At 39.9% G+C, this 15,942-nt stretch carries 11 protein-coding genes; 7 read left to right on the forward strand and 4 right to left on the reverse strand.

What is annotated here, in order from left to right; translation table 11 throughout:
- Window positions 1-44: 44 nt before the first annotated feature.
- The 6 genes from ACTQ45_RS11475 to ACTQ45_RS11500 all read left to right on the forward strand — a co-directional run bounded on the left by ACTQ45_RS11475 (window position 45) and on the right by ACTQ45_RS11500 (window position 9,035).
- A complete protein-coding gene (locus ACTQ45_RS11475) occupies window positions 45-311 on the forward strand; it encodes a co-chaperone GroES (RefSeq protein ID WP_441750896.1) in 267 nt (88 codons plus the stop codon).
- A gap of 75 nt (window positions 312-386) precedes the next feature.
- Entirely contained in the window at window positions 387-2,015 is a 1,629-nt protein-coding gene (gene groL / locus ACTQ45_RS11480; RefSeq protein ID WP_441750894.1) for a chaperonin GroEL, read from the forward strand.
- Window positions 2,016-2,904: 889 nt separating this feature from the next.
- Window positions 2,905-3,309, forward strand: coding sequence for a DUF2177 family protein (locus tag ACTQ45_RS11485; RefSeq protein ID WP_441750892.1), 405 nt, complete (start codon window positions 2,905-2,907; stop codon window positions 3,307-3,309).
- A 5-nt stretch (window positions 3,310-3,314) separates the two neighbouring features.
- Window positions 3,315-5,123: a DAK2 domain-containing protein gene (locus ACTQ45_RS11490; protein WP_441763782.1), complete on the forward strand. Its 1,809-nt coding sequence runs from the start codon at window positions 3,315-3,317 to the stop codon at window positions 5,121-5,123.
- Entirely contained in the window at window positions 5,120-5,896 is a 777-nt protein-coding gene (locus tag ACTQ45_RS11495; protein ID WP_441763783.1) for a DUF1295 domain-containing protein, read from the forward strand. Before ACTQ45_RS11490 ends, ACTQ45_RS11495 begins: the two co-directional genes overlap by 4 nt.
- Before the next feature lie 1,639 nt (window positions 5,897-7,535).
- A complete protein-coding gene (locus ACTQ45_RS11500) occupies window positions 7,536-9,035 on the forward strand; it encodes a flavocytochrome c (protein WP_441763784.1) in 1,500 nt (499 codons plus the stop codon).
- 549 nt (window positions 9,036-9,584) lie between these two features.
- Here the strand turns inward: ACTQ45_RS11500 and ACTQ45_RS11505 are convergent.
- Complete coding sequence (locus ACTQ45_RS11505; RefSeq protein WP_441763785.1) at window positions 9,585-10,097, reverse strand: HAD family hydrolase; 513 nt, start codon at window positions 10,095-10,097, stop codon at window positions 9,585-9,587.
- A gap of 709 nt (window positions 10,098-10,806) precedes the next feature.
- Between ACTQ45_RS11505 and ACTQ45_RS11510 the strand changes: the two genes are divergently transcribed.
- Window positions 10,807-12,186: a L,D-transpeptidase family protein gene (locus tag ACTQ45_RS11510; protein WP_441763786.1), complete on the forward strand. Its 1,380-nt coding sequence runs from the start codon at window positions 10,807-10,809 to the stop codon at window positions 12,184-12,186.
- 1,086 nt (window positions 12,187-13,272) lie between these two features.
- On the opposite strand, the gene ACTQ45_RS11515 is transcribed toward ACTQ45_RS11510, so the two are convergent.
- The 3 genes from ACTQ45_RS11515 to ACTQ45_RS11525 are packed head-to-tail and all read right to left on the reverse strand — an operon-like array spanning window position 13,273 to window position 15,906.
- Window positions 13,273-14,091: an S-4TM family putative pore-forming effector gene (locus tag ACTQ45_RS11515; RefSeq protein WP_441763787.1), complete on the reverse strand. Its 819-nt coding sequence runs from the start codon at window positions 14,089-14,091 to the stop codon at window positions 13,273-13,275.
- Window positions 14,084-14,749, reverse strand: coding sequence for an SEC-C domain-containing protein (locus ACTQ45_RS11520; protein WP_441763788.1), 666 nt, complete (start codon window positions 14,747-14,749; stop codon window positions 14,084-14,086). The genes ACTQ45_RS11515 and ACTQ45_RS11520 overlap by 8 nt, the downstream gene beginning before the upstream one ends.
- Window positions 14,746-15,906 (reverse strand): SMODS domain-containing nucleotidyltransferase, encoded by a 1,161-nt coding sequence (locus tag ACTQ45_RS11525; RefSeq protein WP_441763789.1) that lies wholly within the window; start codon window positions 15,904-15,906, stop codon window positions 14,746-14,748. The genes ACTQ45_RS11520 and ACTQ45_RS11525 overlap by 4 nt, the downstream gene beginning before the upstream one ends.
- Between the last annotated feature and the right edge of the window lie 36 nt (window positions 15,907-15,942).

Raw genomic sequence — 15,942 nt, forward strand, 5'->3', positions numbered from 1 at the left:
GAAAGGAGTGCTAACCAATCAAAAAAGAATTTGGAGGGAACGTAATGTTAAAACCTTTAGGAGAACGCGTTATCATTAAAGTTGCTGAAGTTGAAGAAAAATCAGCTGGAGGCTTAGTACTTCCGAGCTCAGCAAAAGAAAAGCAACAAATTGGTGAAGTCATTGCAGTCGGACCTAGCATCGAAGCAGAAGATGGTGTAGCTGTCGGTGATCAAGTTATCTTTAAATCTTACACAGGAACTGAAGTAACGGACCAAGGTGAAACGTATTTAATTATTGAATTAGATGACCTTTTAGCAGTCTTAGCATAAATCTCAATTATATAATGTATTAACAACTAGCACAGCTAGTCAAACCAAATTTTTTTCAAGGAGTGAACGAAAGATATGGCAAAAGAATTAAAATTCTCAGAAGACGCACGTGAAGCTTTATTAAAAGGTGTCGACATATTAGCGGATACAGTGAAAGTGACATTAGGCCCTAAAGGTCGTAACGTGGTATTAGACAAAACTTACGGTTCACCACAAATCACTAACGACGGTGTCACAATCGCTCGTGAGATTGAATTAGAAGACCGTTTTGAAAACATGGGTGCTCAATTAGTCATGGAAGTTGCCTCTAAAACAAACGACGTAGCCGGAGACGGAACAACGACAGCAACCGTCCTAACACAAGCCATTGCGCGTGAAGGAATGAAAAACGTGACGTCAGGTGCTAACCCAGTTGGCATTCGCCGCGGAATCGAAAAAGCAACTAAAGTAGCAGTAGATGCACTTAAAGCACTATCTGTACCTGTTTCATCTAAAGAATCGATTGCTCAAGTAGCCGCTGTTTCATCTGGTGACGAAGCAATCGGTGAATTGATTGCTGAAGCAATGGAGAAAGTGGGGAAAGATGGCGTCATTACCATCGAAGAATCGCAATCCATCGAAACTGAACTTTCAGTGGTAGAAGGAATGCAATTTGACCGTGGTTACTTATCACAGTACATGGTAACTGATAATGAAAAAATGGTAGCTGATTTAGATAATCCGTTAATCTTGATTACAGACCGTAAAATCGTCAACATCCAAGATGTGTTACCTTTATTAGAAAACATCATGCAATCAGGCCGTCCACTATTAATTATTGCTGAAGACATTGAAGGTGAAGCATTACCAACTCTTGTCTTAAATAAACTACGCGGTACGTTAAATGTTGTGGCTGTTAAAGCACCAGGTTTCGGTGACCGTCGTAAAGCGATGCTAGAAGATATCGCGATTCTAACAGGTGCAACGGTTGTCTCTGAAGAACTAGGCTTTGAATTAAAAGACGCAACAGTTGAACACTTAGGCAATGCAGGTAAAGTAACAGTAACTAAAGACAATACAACGATTGTTGAAGGTGCTGGTGAAAAGAAAGCTATCGCAGACCGTGTCGCAATTATCCGTGCGCAAGCTGAAGAAACAACCTCTAGCTTTGACCGTGAAAAACTACAAGAACGCTTAGCTAAATTATCAGGCGGTGTGGCTGTCGTTAAAGTTGGAGCAGCTACTGAAACTGAGCAGAAAGAACGTAAATTACGTATCGAAGATGCTTTAAACGCAACGCGTGCAGCAGTTGAAGAAGGGATCGTCTCTGGTGGTGGATCTGCTTTAATCGAAGTACAAGCAGCCGTTGCTGAAACTGAAACAAGTACTGATGACGAAGCAACAGGGGTTCGCATCGTTACTCGCGCCCTTGAAGAACCATTACGTCAAATCGCAATCAACGCCGGTAAAGAAGGCGCAGTGGTCGTGAACGAAGTCAAACGTTCTGAAAAAGGCATCGGCTACAACGCTATGACAGATGTATTCGAGAACCTAATCGACGCTGGAATCGTTGACCCAACAAAAGTCACTCGTTCAGCCTTACAAAACGCCGCTTCAGTAGCAGCATTATTATTAACAACTGAAGCAGTCGTCGCAGAAATTCCAGTTCCAGAAGATCCATCAGCAGGCGCAGCCGGCATGGGTGGCATGGGCGGCATGATGTAAGACATTTAGACAGAACATGATTAATTAACCTCCACCTAGAAATGGGTGGAGGATTTTTGGATTGAACAAGCATAAAAAATTTTGAAGTATAAGACTATTACCAACTAAATAACTAAAAGATGTGATAAACCAATATGTAGGAAAGCGCATTCATTTAGAGGTGAATGATTTTACGGCTATATTAATGAACAAATGAGGCTATATAAAGGATTTTTAGTGTTGTTCCCGCATGGGCGGGGGTAATCCCAAGATAGCTTAAATGCATTAGTGGAAAATTTTGTACTCCCCGCATACGCGGGGGGATTGTCAGCTAAGCGACTAACGCCTTCAGAGTATCCCGCTGATTGAAACGTTTCCGGTTGGTCTTTGTGTTCGCTTTGAAACAGCTCAAAGAAATTTTATTCGCCATCCGCTGACCGGTGGCTTCATCTAATTTACCAATGCTTTTTTCGCCGGATATTAGGTTCTCTTAGGCATTGAGGTAGCTTCGAAGGGTAGAAGACACATAGTTGTTGCCATTAGCTTCGTTTTTATATGTGATGTGTTTGTTAGGCCAGTCTACTAATTGTCTTGCTTTCATCCTGTCACCTCTTTTCATGTATCTTATCATTACAGTAGACCCGACAGCGAAAAACAAGCTCGTCTCGTGAGTATTTCACGAGAAAGGCTGATATCATCTGCTTCTATCAACTTGTATACTATGATATTCATGGAATTGCGGCTACACCGCCATGAGGTGTGCTTTGTAAATGAATCAATGTGGGGCATTGTGACAGTCAGCTTTAAAACGGATTAATAGATCCTATCAAGGGCGTCAAAATATACATACGTTCACAAATATGTTAAAATACTTATCAAGTGATAAATGTTAATGTGAGGAGTGAAGTAAATGGAACGCTATTTAAAACTTTTTCTAACGGCTGCTGGTTATTTTTTAATTTTTGATATGTTGTGGCTATTAGTCATTTCGAAAAGCTTTTATCAGAAACATCTAGGGGAACTGATGGGCCAAGCTCGGTTAATGCCAGCGGTCGTATTCTATCTGATATATGTCGTTGGCATGATCTTTTTTGTTGTCAATCCAGCACTATTGAAGGATAGTGCGATGTATGCTGCTTTAGCCGGCGCCTTTTTGGGTTTTCTGTGTTATGCCACGTATGACTTAACCAATTTAGCGACACTGAAGGATTGGCCAGTCATTGTGACAGTCGTCGATTTAGTCTGGGGGACCAGTGTGACGGCAGCTGTTTCATGGCTAACGGTGGTAACAGCGACGTATTTTAATTGGGGGTAAGTAGTTTGGATCAAGGACTTAATCATCAGGAATATCAGCGTTTTAAGATGGCTTTTCAAGTAGGTGCCGAGCAAGTGATTGCTCACAAAAAAGAGCTCAATGCGATTAATGTGTTTCCAGTGTCTGATGGGGATACGGGGAGCAACTTGGCTTCCTTGATGCAAACGATCGTGGAACAAACGGGAGAGCAGTTGCCGTCAACTTTGGCATTTTTTGAGCGAGTGGCAGACGCTTCTTTAATTGGGGCGCGTGGCAACTCTGGTATCATATTGGCTCAGTATTTTAATGGGCTGTATGTGAATTTAATGAAAGAATCTGAGAGTGACATTGTTCAAAACTTTGCTAAAAGCGCTAAACTTGCGATTAAGGATGCCTATCAAGCCATCGAAAAGCCTGTCGAAGGCACGATGATCACGGTAATTCGCTTGTGGGGTGAGGCGCTTGAAAGCCAACAGGCTGAGACACCATTAGAAATCCGTCTGGCAAAGGCCTTAGAAGTGGCTAAAGACGCCTTAGATAAAACAACGGAACAGTTACAGATATTACGTAAAAATCAAGTGGTTGATTCTGGGGCTAAAGGCTTTTATCTGTTTATTAGAGGGTTTACCCAAAGCTTTAACCGTCAGGAAATCCCCGAGTTAATCGTAAGTGATGAACCTTCGATGACGCGTGAGTTTCATCAGCGTCAGCTAGTGAGCGAAGCACCTCAACAGCGCTACTGCACGGAAGTGTTATTGGATCAAGTCAAGGTCAGTAAAGAAGTCATTCAAAGTGCCTTATCTTCACTAGGGGATTCGATGGTGGTGGTGGTGAGTCGGGGCAAGGCGCGGGTGCATATTCATTCCAATCAGCCTTCCAAAGTGTTAGACATTTTGTCTTCTTATGGTCAACCGATTCAACAAAAGGCCGATGATATGTTATTGCAATATCATTTCAGAAATTCCCCGAAGGCTAAGATTGCCTTGGTGACGGATTCGATTGCGGATATTCCAGCAGACTATTTATTGAGCCAGCAAATTCATGTGTTGCCGACAATGATTTCAATCGGCGAGGGTAGCTATTTGGACCGTTTAACGATTCAAAACAAGCAGTTTTTCACCTTACAGCAGGAATTGGGTGAAAGAGGCTCCTCATCTCAACCCAGTCTGCATCAAACTGAAACCTTATTTAACTTTTTAGACAGTCACTATGACCAGGTCGTGGTGGTGACCGTCTCTAAAGAATTAAGTGGCACTTACCAAAGTGTAAAACGACTCGCAGAAAAAATATTACCGAGCGACCGTGTTAAAGTGATCGATTCTCGTCAGAATTCCGCAGCTCAAGGGCTGATGGTCATGCGTGTGAACCAATGGATTCAAGAAGGGCTATCCTTTGAGACCATTAGTCAGAAAGTCGATAATCTGTCTGAGCAAGTGGGTATCCTAGTCAGTGTTGATGATTTGGAACCAATGATTCAATCGGGGCGAGTGCCACAAGCGATTGGACGCATGGCACAAAAGCTCCAATTAAAACCTTTAGTGAGCTTGGAGCAAGGGCAAGGGAAGTTAAGTAATTTTTCCTTTAGCCAAGCTGGCAATGAGCGCAAGATGCTGAAGAAAATAAAGGCCTATCACAAGCAGAATCTGCTACTCAATTATGCGATTGTCTATGCGGGTTCGTCCGATCGCGCGGAACAATGGCAGGCAGAATTAACGACTAAATTAGGCTTCAAGCCCTCGTTCGTGATGCCGATTTCGACCGCCGTGGCACTCAGTGCTGGTGACGGATCCGTGGCCATTGGATTCGAATTTAAAGAAGGAGTGATGTTCAAATGATTATAGGTATCATAGCGAGTGTCGTGAGTATTTATTTCATCGGATTATTTGTTTTAGCTCAATATCTACAGGACAACTCGATTGTCGATATCGCTTGGGGCTTCGGTTTTGTGATTGTTGCCGTGACGGGCTATCTAGTCATGCCGGAAGTGACACGGGTGAGCCAATGGACTGTCTTGCTCGTGAGTATTTGGGGAATGCGTCTGGCCTTGCATTTAGCGAAACGTAATATAGGCAAAGGCGAAGATTTTCGCTATGTTAATATGCGTAAACGCTGGGGGACAGACTTTCCAAGATTAAAGGCTTTTCTAAACGTCTTTGTTTTACAAGGTGTCTTACTGATGATTGTATCGATGCCGATTCTCTTTGTCATGACGGGAACATCAAACCAGTTTTACTGGTGGAACGGTGTAGGAATTGCTTTTTGGTTGCTTGGCTTTGCTTATGAAGTCGTCGGTGATTATCAACTCGCTCAATTTAAGAAGAATCCTCAAAACAAAGGTAAATTACTGACAACGGGTCTATGGTCAACCACACGGCATCCAAATTATTTTGGTGAAGCCTGTCTTTGGTGGGGGATTTTCCTTGTCACATTGAATGAAGGACGAAATGCTTGGGGAATTATTGGGCCAATCGTGATTACTTTACTGCTATTATTTGTATCCGGCGTGCCCCTACTAGAAAAGAAATACAAAGAGCGAGCTGATTTTAAAGATTATGCTGACCAAACAGCGCTATTTGTGCCATTTATCGGCAAAAAAGGACTCAAATAAGCGATTCTAGACTGAATAGTCAATGGATTTTTATTAAATACACCATCCAAAGTCAGGCGTCTGACTGGCGGTTGATGTCATCCTAAATAAATGAGTGTCAAGTAGGGCAGGTATCAAGCATACTAGCGCATTGTAGAGGGGCCAATGGCTTGTGTCTTTATGAAAGAATGAAGAGAAATTTGACACAGCTCTACCCTAAAGGATAGTCTGTCAAGCTTTTCTTTGAAGGAATAGGCATCACGCGACTAACCCATTCGCATAGTCAGGATATTAGTGGTTAGCCAAGAATCACAATGAGGATAGTTTTAGAAATTGAATGCCCTGAATATCCTCGTAAGCAAGTTGGTAGAAGTAGATGATAATAAGCCTTTCTCGTGAAATACTCACGAGAAAGGCTTATTTTTTCGCTGTCGCGCTTATTAAACATCGTGACAGGCGACTTTTTTTGGCATTCATGATCTATTTAAACGCAAATAACCGTCGCTCAAAACGCGAAGGTCGTGAAAAGTTAGAAGAAGAAAGCACAGAAATTAATGGACTTATGATGCGTCACTGCTTAAAATACTCATAACATACTAACCATAAAGCCTTCGTGGTCAAGGGGAATAGTAAATTTTATGAAAATTTGCCATCTGCTCTTTGACGGTCGATTTCACTGTTGAGTTTCTCTCCCGGTGCAAACACACGTTCCCAATTATCAGGATTCAGTATTTTGGAAGTAAGGGGTCATAATGTACTTGCCCCTTTGGGAATAATTTACTCAGATTGGCTCAAGATAAAGGCTTAATAGAGAAAAAAGAATCGTAAGTGACCTACAGTCAATCGATGAGTGCGTCACCTTATTGGACTAAAGGAGCTTAACAGGTCGTTACTGGGTGAGTGTTTAGTCTTTGGCTTTGTCAATGATTAGGCGTAAGCTACCGAAGAGGATATTTTTTTAAGAGAGTTTCTTAAGCGATAATCGCTTGCATGCTGTCCTATAAGAAGTCGACTTTGACAAGGAAGTTGCACACCTTACCTTAAATGCTGCAAAGCTGATTAATGCTTAGGAGAGGAAAGTGAATACCTTTCTCGAGCCATTACCTTGACTGTAGCAGATACATAACGAGCGCAGCTGACTGAGTCAAACTCAAGGGTTGTGTTCTTTGTTTGTGGTGAGCTATAACAAGTTTGCTCAGCAAGAAAATCAACCAACTAAAAAAAGTTAGCTTAATTGAGCTAAAAGTCATTAGAAGCATGGATGAACTTAGCGCTTTCTCCAGTAAAGCATCGCTGACAAGAACGATTAAGTGGCATGGGTACGAAGCAATAGATTGTGAGGGGATAGTCAAGCAAAAAACTGGCGGTGTTTTTTTTAGTGCTTTTAGACTTGAAGCCCCCGCTAATCTAGGTTACACTATATCTGTCAAGACACCTTGCGATGAATTAATACAAATAGTGAGTCGATTGTCGACGAAATAAGAGAGTGTTTTCTCTAGTAAAGTGAATAAATGAACAATCAGTGGCGCAATCAGGCAAGTCTTTGCAGAAGCCTCCTGGCGATGTGTCAGAGTGTTTGTCGCTGAGAGAATTTATTTACGCGTACTATACGGTTTTTGATTAAGCAATAGGGAGTAAAAATGATTGGGAGTGTGTAAAAATGAAGAAAAGATCTAAGTTGTACTTATCGTTAGTGTTGTTAGTAGGGATGGTTGTAAATGCGGCAGGGGCGCTCACTCGTGTGCTGGCACAGACAGAAACGGATGCAACGACTGGAGCAAGTGAAGCGATGCATGACTATACTGATCCGGCCAGTTTAGAAACATCTTATGATGTGATCGTGATTGGAGCGGGTGGGGGTGGTATGGCCGCTGCCATCTCAGCCAAAGAAGCCGGAGCCAACGTGGTCATTTTTGAAAAGATGCCGATTGCTGGTGGGAACACGATGAAATCGTCAGCAGGTATGAATGCGTCTGGAACGAAGTTTCAAGAAGCAGAGGGCATTGAAGATTCAAATGACTTATTCTTCGAAGAAACCTTAGCGGGTGGTAAAGAAACAAATGACCAAGAGTTGTTACGCTTTTTCGTTGATCACTCTGCACCAGCGATTGATTGGCTCGATTCAATGGGAATTAGCCTGAGTAATTTAACCACAACCGGGGGCATGAGTGTTGAAAGAACCCACCGTCCTGCAGACGGCTCTGCTGTCGGACAATATTTGGTTGATGGCTTATTAAAGAATGTTTTTGATCATGAAATCCCTCTGTTTGTTAATGCAAATGTTCTAGAGATTCTGCAAACAGAAGGCGCAGCTTCCGGTGTATCAGTTGAAATCAATGGTGAAACCGTGGAAGTTGAAGCTAAAGCCGTGATTGTAGCAACAGGTGGGTTTGGTGCTAATTTCGACATGGTGGTCGAATATAACCCTGACTTAGAAGGCTTTGTGACAACGAACCATGACGGCGCAACTGGTAGTGGAATCGCGATGGCGCAGCTATTAGGTGCTGCCGTTGTCGATATGAAAGAAATTCAAATTCATCCGACAGTCGAACAAGAAACATCCTACCTAATTACCGAAGCCGTTCGTGGTGAAGGCGGGATTTTGGTAAATCAAAGTGGTGAACGTTTCTTTAACGAACTCGATACACGCGATAATGTATCGGCAGCGATTATCGCCTTGCCTGAGCAATATGCGTATGTCGTTGTGGACGAAGCCTTGAAAGAACGTGTCAAAGCTTTGAATCAATATGAGTCAATGGGCTTAGTCGTTAAAGGCGAGACCATCGAAGAACTAGCTGAACTAACTAGTATGCCCGCAGACGCCTTACAAGCAACACTGAGTCAGTGGAATGAAAGTGTCACAAATCAAAGTGATGAAGCCTTCGGTCGTACGACCGGTATGGCGATTGGTTTAGAACAAGCTCCTTTCTATGCAATCAAGATAGCCCCAGGCGTGCACCATACGATGGGCGGGTTGAAAATTAATACTAATGCTGAAATCTTGAATGAAGCCGGCGAAGTGATCCCTGGACTATATGCTTCTGGCGAAGCGACAGGTGGCCTACACGGGAAGAACCGTATTGGTGGAAACGCAGTAGCGGATATTATCATCTTCGGTCGTCAAGCCGGTCAAATGGCTGCAGAGTTTGTCCAAGAATAAGTCCTCTTCACTTTCCTTAGGAAGAGTCGATTGGATTAAAAGCAACATATAAGGATTATCTAACACAAGAAGCCTCTGTGGAAGGAACACGAATGCGTGTCTTCTACAGGGGTTTGTTGTTGTAAATTGTAGACAGGCGGGCGGTTCATGACTTGAACGATGTGTCGGTGTGACTAGCTTTCTTAGTTAAGCATCGCTATTTGGTAACGTTCTTGATAAGATAAGTGTCTTCCTTTTCGTGAGATTGTTCTTGCGTCATGTGAATTCATCCTTGTCTATTGAGAGTTGTCATAACGTCAATATAAGATGAAATTCACGTGGCGTTTTTTTTTTTTTGACTTCAGTTTGAGCGGGCTAACTTTATTATAGAATCCACCTTGCGTGATTGGGACAAAAAGTTAAAATCTATCAGTCACTACAAAAGTGCGGAGGTTAACGTACAATTGAAAGAAGCAGTCCTAAACAAGCGTCATTTGCTTGAATGAATGGGACGGGTTTTATTAGAATCAAACCACGAATTTAACTTAAAGCACGGATGAACAAGCGGATCTAATTAAATTTCCCTTCTCTTCTTTGCCGTTGAATCTCTTGCTTAATTTTCTCCTCGGGTGCATAGTCACGCTCCCAATGATCAGGCTTGAGTACTTTATGAGTGACCGGATCATAATGAGGTTCTCCATCCGGGAATAGCTTTCCCATATTCGCTTGGTGGATAACTTCCATTATTGGTTGAGGATTGACACCAAGTAATGAGAAGGAACCATACGTAAAGTACAGTAAGTCGCTCAGGGCATCGACTTGTTCCACTAAAGGATCGGTGACTGGACGATTTTGTGTTAGGATTTTATCCTTGGCCTTGTCAATGGTGGTGTGCAAGCTATTGACAGCTGCTTCGAATGTGTCAGGATTATTCTCGCTGATGCTGTAAATAAACTCAACAATTTCTTCAATCTTAAATGAAGCCCGGTCTATCGTTTTCTTCTGGTTAAAGGCAGTCGGTTCGTCAGGGATTGTCGGGTCAAACGTCCGATGGAATTCTTCAGTCATGTCAAATGGATTCATTAATAGCGCCTCCTTAGATTATATAGCAATACTCTTTGATTATAGTGCTTCGTCCTTAAATTGGAAAGAATGATGGAGAATTTAGCACGATTGCGAGATGTTAGTAGCTTCCTCCACTGTTTCCAAATATGAACTGTCTATTAAACGGTGAATAAAAAGTATATAAAAGGTGTTAATTTATAAAGATTAAACCATTGATTTGTGCTTACCTGTAGCGATATCAAGTGTTGTCATAATGGCAAATAGATAGGAAGAAAAGCCATAATAAAGACAAGCAAGTGTCGCTAAAGTCATCCAAGTGGTCTATTACGACATCCAGCTAATTGAGAGTCATGAAAACGCGAGCGGATGAAAGCTTCTAATGTCACTAGCCTTTATAGAGATAAGCACTTCACCAAAGAAAAAACCGCTCCAAAATCCCCCAGAACAACAGTTCTGGCTAAATACTCAAACAGAACTTTGAATTTTCTATGAAATTTACAAGTGAAATTGTTGACTACAATTGTTTCTATAGAGTAATCATGTAAAATGATTCTATAAATATATGAAATTAATACCATTTAAATAAATGGCTTGTAACGGAAAAAGCACACAAGTAAAGCAGTTCGTTGCAACTCATTTGTTTCAGACGAAGTACTCTAGAACAAATTGGAAAAAGTGAACGGCTGACGCTAATCCGGCTCAAATAAATCAGGAGAGGTCGTATAAAATGATGAAGAAAATAATAGGTGGATGTGTTGCGCTAGTAGTGTTAGGTTTAACAGTGGGCCTGCTTGGCAAGCAGTATTATGCGGAGCGTTATTATTATAATACCGAATTTGCCTCGGTAGATATTAGTCGCTTAACTCAAGCGGAGGCTAATGATAAAATCATAGAGAGTTTCTCGCAACAGGTCATCAATTTTAATGAAGCTGATAGACAGTGGGAGGCGCTGACTCCAAATGATTTAGGGCTGGCCATTCAAGCGGAAGAAGCATTGGCCTTATTAATGTCTCAGCAGCATAAGCAGAACTGGCTCTTAGGTGCGCTAACGGATACACCGGTTGACGACGACCTTCAAGCTTTAATTAGCCTTGATGACGCCCGCCTTCAAGCAGTCCTAGAGGCCAATAACCAAGCCAATGGACCTAGAAGCCTGCCAGAGGATGCGAAACTTCGCTATTCAGAATCGCAAGGTTATTTAATTGAAGCAGCCCAAACAGGAACGCAAGTCGATATATCCAGCTTGAAAAAGCAAATCATCGAAGCGATGGTCCAACAAGACACAGTCGATGTCAGTCGAGCGTACCTTCAACCGACAATCACAGCCGACGATCCAACGCTTGTCTCAGAGCTAGAACAGATTCAAGCGTTAACTTCAATGGAAATTACCCTCACCCTTGCAGGTTACGAAGAAGTAATCACACCGGAAATGATTTATAGTTGGTTGCTTTTGGATGAGGACGGCGCTTACTCTTTCGACGAAGAGATGATCTACGACTATCTTGGCACGCTGAATGATGCTTATGCGACCTATGATGACTATCGTTACTTCAACAGTACGCTGCAGGGAGAAATACAATTAGAACCTGGCACACTAGGTTGGTCGATTGACCGTGAGGTGGAAACACAGGCTATTCTGGATGATTTAGAAGCGGGTGAATCGGTGACGAGAGAGCCAGCTATTGTCGGCATCGGTTATAATGGCTCACTGGATGATATTGGTAGTAGCTACATTGAAGTCGATATGACCTATCAAATGATGTACGTGTATATTGACGGGGTGGCGGTCATTTCGACGCCGATTGTGACCGGTCAGATTGGAACTAATACAGTTCCTGGTGCTTATGCTGTTTGGAACATGGAAACCCCTTCACAGCTAACAGGCTATAATCCACGGACTGAGAAAGAATATGTTCAGCCGGTCGATTACTGGATTGCGTTTGATTATACTGGTCAAGGGGTCCATGATGCGAATTGGCAACCAACTTTCGGCGGTGACGCCTACCTAACCAACGGTTCTCTGGGCTGTATTAACACGCCGCCTGAGATTATGGCACAAGTTTTTAACTACGCTTATAATGGCATGCCAGTGCTAGTCTTTCAATAAGGCAAAATACGACTATATAACATGTGCTGAAGAAGGGGAGAGATCTTAATAGCGCGTTTAATTCAATATTTAATACCAATACTAATAATAACTTAACATTGCCAGAAGCGTTTATTGACAACATTTTATAAAGCACATATAATGAAGATACAAATTGAGGTTAGCAGTCTGCGGAAGCTACTCTGAAGCAGAGGACGAGTCCTTTGCTTTTTTTATTTTCTCAAAATTATGAGTAGGACAAGATAAAAATAATCGCTGCTTTTTTGAATTGAATCTTCTTAAGGTAAGCTATTTTAGCTGTTAAAATGGCATATATAGTACGGATGCGCCTTTTTTACGAGATTTCTTCATCAATTATGTCAGTACTACCTTACGATAGCTTTGAAGAAGCCCTTAATATTGCCAGTTGCGACTTAACTCTAATCGGGAAGGGTCACTCGTCAGCTATCTACAATAAGGACGAAGCCAAATATAAAAGCAGCCTATGAGTTGAAAGTGTCTCGTCTGATGACTAGCCAACCAACGAGTTCATATAACAAAGGTCTTTGTAATACGCATATTACGTAAATGTCAATGGCTGTGGTTACTGGGCGGTAAAAGTTCCAGCGAACTTCTTGATTTCCACCCCTATTGAACATTCAAAGCGTGTCATCGATTAAAGATCCACCCCAATTCCAGCAAATATTTTGAACTTTAACTAAACAAACATATGAATAAAAAAGACTCGAGACTATCATCAACAAATGGCCTCGAGTTTTTTTGTATTGGGTGGTATCGGTGAGTTCATCCAGCACTCTTGACAAGCCGGTGGTCACTTTTAAAGTCTAAGGCTAGGATCAAGCTAGATCGCTATACTCACATTCAGAGCAACTACACCGATTGCCATTTGTACCGCTTCGGTAAGTGCACAAGGTGAGCTAATCAGAGAAGAGAGGAAAGGTACATACCATCTTTAGCTTTACCAAGTGGAATTATTCAATATCGAAGCAAATAATAACGTGATTTTGAGCTTTAGAATAGTACCAAATACTATACTAATTGTATACAACAAATGAAAAAATCAATATCAAGGTAGTAGTGGTTGGCTTAATTAAAGATTATTAAAAAAGCTTTGAATAGTTTTTTTCTAAGCAAATTATATAAAAAGAAAGGAGAGGTATATGGAATTTGTCTTTTGGCGTGAATATATGGTTGGATTTGAAACAAATCCTCCATATCTTCTGCAAAATTAAGACGTTTTTTTATAATTTTATTATCTTTAATAATTTTATATACATTAGTTATTATTTTGTATGTTTGTTTCAAAAAAGGGAACATTACAAGGATTAATAATAAAATAAAATTCAGAACAGATAAGTGAAGAAATTGAATAAAAAAAATAATATAAAAAAGAATAAGTATAATTAACAGAGTTTTATTTATTTCACTGTCATAGTCAATATTTGTACGCATTGCTTTTTTTATACTATTAAATTGATTATCTTCTTTATTAACACCATCATACCAGTCTCGAACACCTTTAGAATTCAGTCCTCCATCATGTGAGATTTGATTTTCAAACCATTTTCTTTTTTTAGCTTGCACATTTCTCGCTTCAATAATTAAATGCTCACTAATTTTGTCTGACCAGTCAAATACAAAGTTATCAACTTCATTTTTTAGGCTGGCACCAATGTTTGTATGATAAGCAATTTTTTTATCGATAAAAAAAGAATAAAGAAAATTAACTAGTAAAAAAAAATTTAAAAAAATAGATGATGGAAAATATAATTTAAAGATAACAATTATAATATTGAGGGACCAAAAAGAAATTGCCAAGTTATCAGCACGATTATAGTGATGTCGCGCTGCAGCTTGGCAACTTAATACGACCTTACTATTTTGTTTTTTTAAAATGTTATTCATATTTATATCCTTTCTGTATAAAAGTTTTAAAATCTCTATGTGCTTGCTTCTTTAAAAGAGGATATCTAGAAATTTTTTTAAGGCTATTAAAATGACAGTGTTTAAATTTTAAGTTGGAACCACAAGGGCAATAAATATTCTTGTGCTTGTTTGAAACAGGAACTATGCGCAATAACTTTAATATAACTAGTGTATCCGTAGTATTAAAGAGTGTTCTATAACCTTCAAGGATGCCCAGGGAGCCATGATTTCTTTCAGTTACAGGCATAGTATTATACCTTTCATAGTAGGAATATACTGTAAGGTATTCAGCAATTAATTGAATATAATCAGTCATATTATATGATGGAGATAATCTTTGATATATATCCATGGGTGTTCCTAAGCAAAATGAACTCAGTTCATCAGGGTTTAAATGATGATATCCTATAATTTTTTTTTGTTTGAATTCATAGCAAGTAGGTAAAGTATTAGGATAATTATGAGGGAAAATAATTCGTACAAAATAATCTAGAGGGAAAATAACGTCGTCAATAGAACTATTACCTTTAAAATAAACATTAATAATAGAGAACTCAGATTTTTCTATAAAATCTAATAGTTGGAGCCCATCAATTTTTTTTAGTGCTGAGACGAGAGATTCTTTCGTGAAAATCATGGTAGTCTCCAAGGTGCAGCTTTATTGGAATTTACTACGAAATCTGATTTCTGAACAGAAGAGAGGCTAAGAGAATTATCCAATATATTTCTCTTATCTTGAGAGGTGCCTTCTGAACTTGATAAAGAGTGTATAATACCTTTCAAATCATTAACCCATTTAAAAAAATCAGCAGCTGAATTTTGATCTTCATTCCATGAACTCAGAATATTATCTAGCCCATTTGCGGGGTTTTTTAATTCCCATTCATTGTTCGTGTAAGTAATAATTTGATTGATAAAGTAGTTAGTATTTGTACTGTTATCAATCGTTTTATATTTGAAGACACTCTCTAGTTCTGATAATTCATTCACAACAATGTTAAGTAATTCCATTTCAGTTTGGACAAAGTTTACTCTAGTAGCTAACTTCGCGACAAGAGTTGTGATGACAATGGATTTTGGAGAGTTAGCTGATTTTGCTCTATAAAAATAAACATCACGTAAACGTTTTAGAATCTTAATAACATTCCTTAGAATATTTGTCGGTAAATCAGTAGGAAGACTTTCAATTGATGATGAATAAATAGCGGAAAAATCTCTATACCTCTTTTCAAAAACTAAAGTCTGTCTATAAAACCACTCAGAATAACCTTTAGCATTATTTGAAATCCATCGGTGTTTACGTTCAGAAACCTCTGGTATTGAAATTGAGGTATTAACTAATTCTGGAAACTCAGTGATACGGTGTAATAACTTTAAAACATCATGTGATTCTGGAATAGCCGGAATTAGATCAATTGAAAATTCGACATTATCTACAGTCGCGTAGATAGCGGTGAAGCATTTGTCCCAACGAACGTAATTCTTGTAACCCGCACTAGAGATAGCCTCTTCAAATAAATCCATTAGTTCTTTTTCTGAGATACTTCTATCTAGATCTTGAACGACACATATAACATCCACATCATACGCTTTATCTTTACCATTTTTAAAGGGCCTAACTGCAGTTCTAGTCGCAAAAGAACCCTGAGGATAAAAATCTATTTCATAATTCATTTTTTCTGAGATAGCCATGCAAAGGTTAGTATATAATTCTTCTGCTCTTTTTCGCTGAGTAGTGGTTAATTCAATATTTGCTAAGACTTCATTGATTACATCATTATTAATTAGCTTCATTATGTTCTCCGTTTCAAATTATTGGTATAAAACTAA

The organism is Fundicoccus sp. Sow4_D5 (assembly GCF_052116365.1).
In the GTDB taxonomy this organism is placed as follows: domain Bacteria; phylum Bacillota; class Bacilli; order Lactobacillales; family Aerococcaceae; genus Fundicoccus.

Excerpts from the sequence above, each read along its gene's own strand:
- ACTQ45_RS11475 (WP_441750896.1), top strand. The coding sequence starts at position 45 with ATGTTAAAACCTTTAGGAGAACGCGTTATCATTAAAGTTGCTGAAGTT.
- groL (WP_441750894.1), top strand. The coding sequence starts at position 387 with ATGGCAAAAGAATTAAAATTCTCAGAAGACGCACGTGAAGCTTTATTA.
- ACTQ45_RS11485 (WP_441750892.1), top strand. The coding sequence starts at position 2,905 with ATGGAACGCTATTTAAAACTTTTTCTAACGGCTGCTGGTTATTTTTTA.
- ACTQ45_RS11495 (WP_441763783.1), top strand. The coding sequence starts at position 5,120 with ATGATTATAGGTATCATAGCGAGTGTCGTGAGTATTTATTTCATCGGA.
- ACTQ45_RS11500 (WP_441763784.1), top strand. The coding sequence starts at position 7,536 with ATGAAGAAAAGATCTAAGTTGTACTTATCGTTAGTGTTGTTAGTAGGG.
- ACTQ45_RS11505 (WP_441763785.1), bottom strand. The coding sequence starts at position 10,097 with ATGAATCCATTTGACATGACTGAAGAATTCCATCGGACGTTTGACCCG.
- ACTQ45_RS11510 (WP_441763786.1), top strand. The coding sequence starts at position 10,807 with ATGATGAAGAAAATAATAGGTGGATGTGTTGCGCTAGTAGTGTTAGGT.
- ACTQ45_RS11515 (WP_441763787.1), bottom strand. The coding sequence starts at position 14,091 with ATGAATAACATTTTAAAAAAACAAAATAGTAAGGTCGTATTAAGTTGC.
- ACTQ45_RS11520 (WP_441763788.1), bottom strand. The coding sequence starts at position 14,749 with ATGATTTTCACGAAAGAATCTCTCGTCTCAGCACTAAAAAAAATTGAT.
- ACTQ45_RS11525 (WP_441763789.1), bottom strand. The coding sequence starts at position 15,906 with ATGAAGCTAATTAATAATGATGTAATCAATGAAGTCTTAGCAAATATT.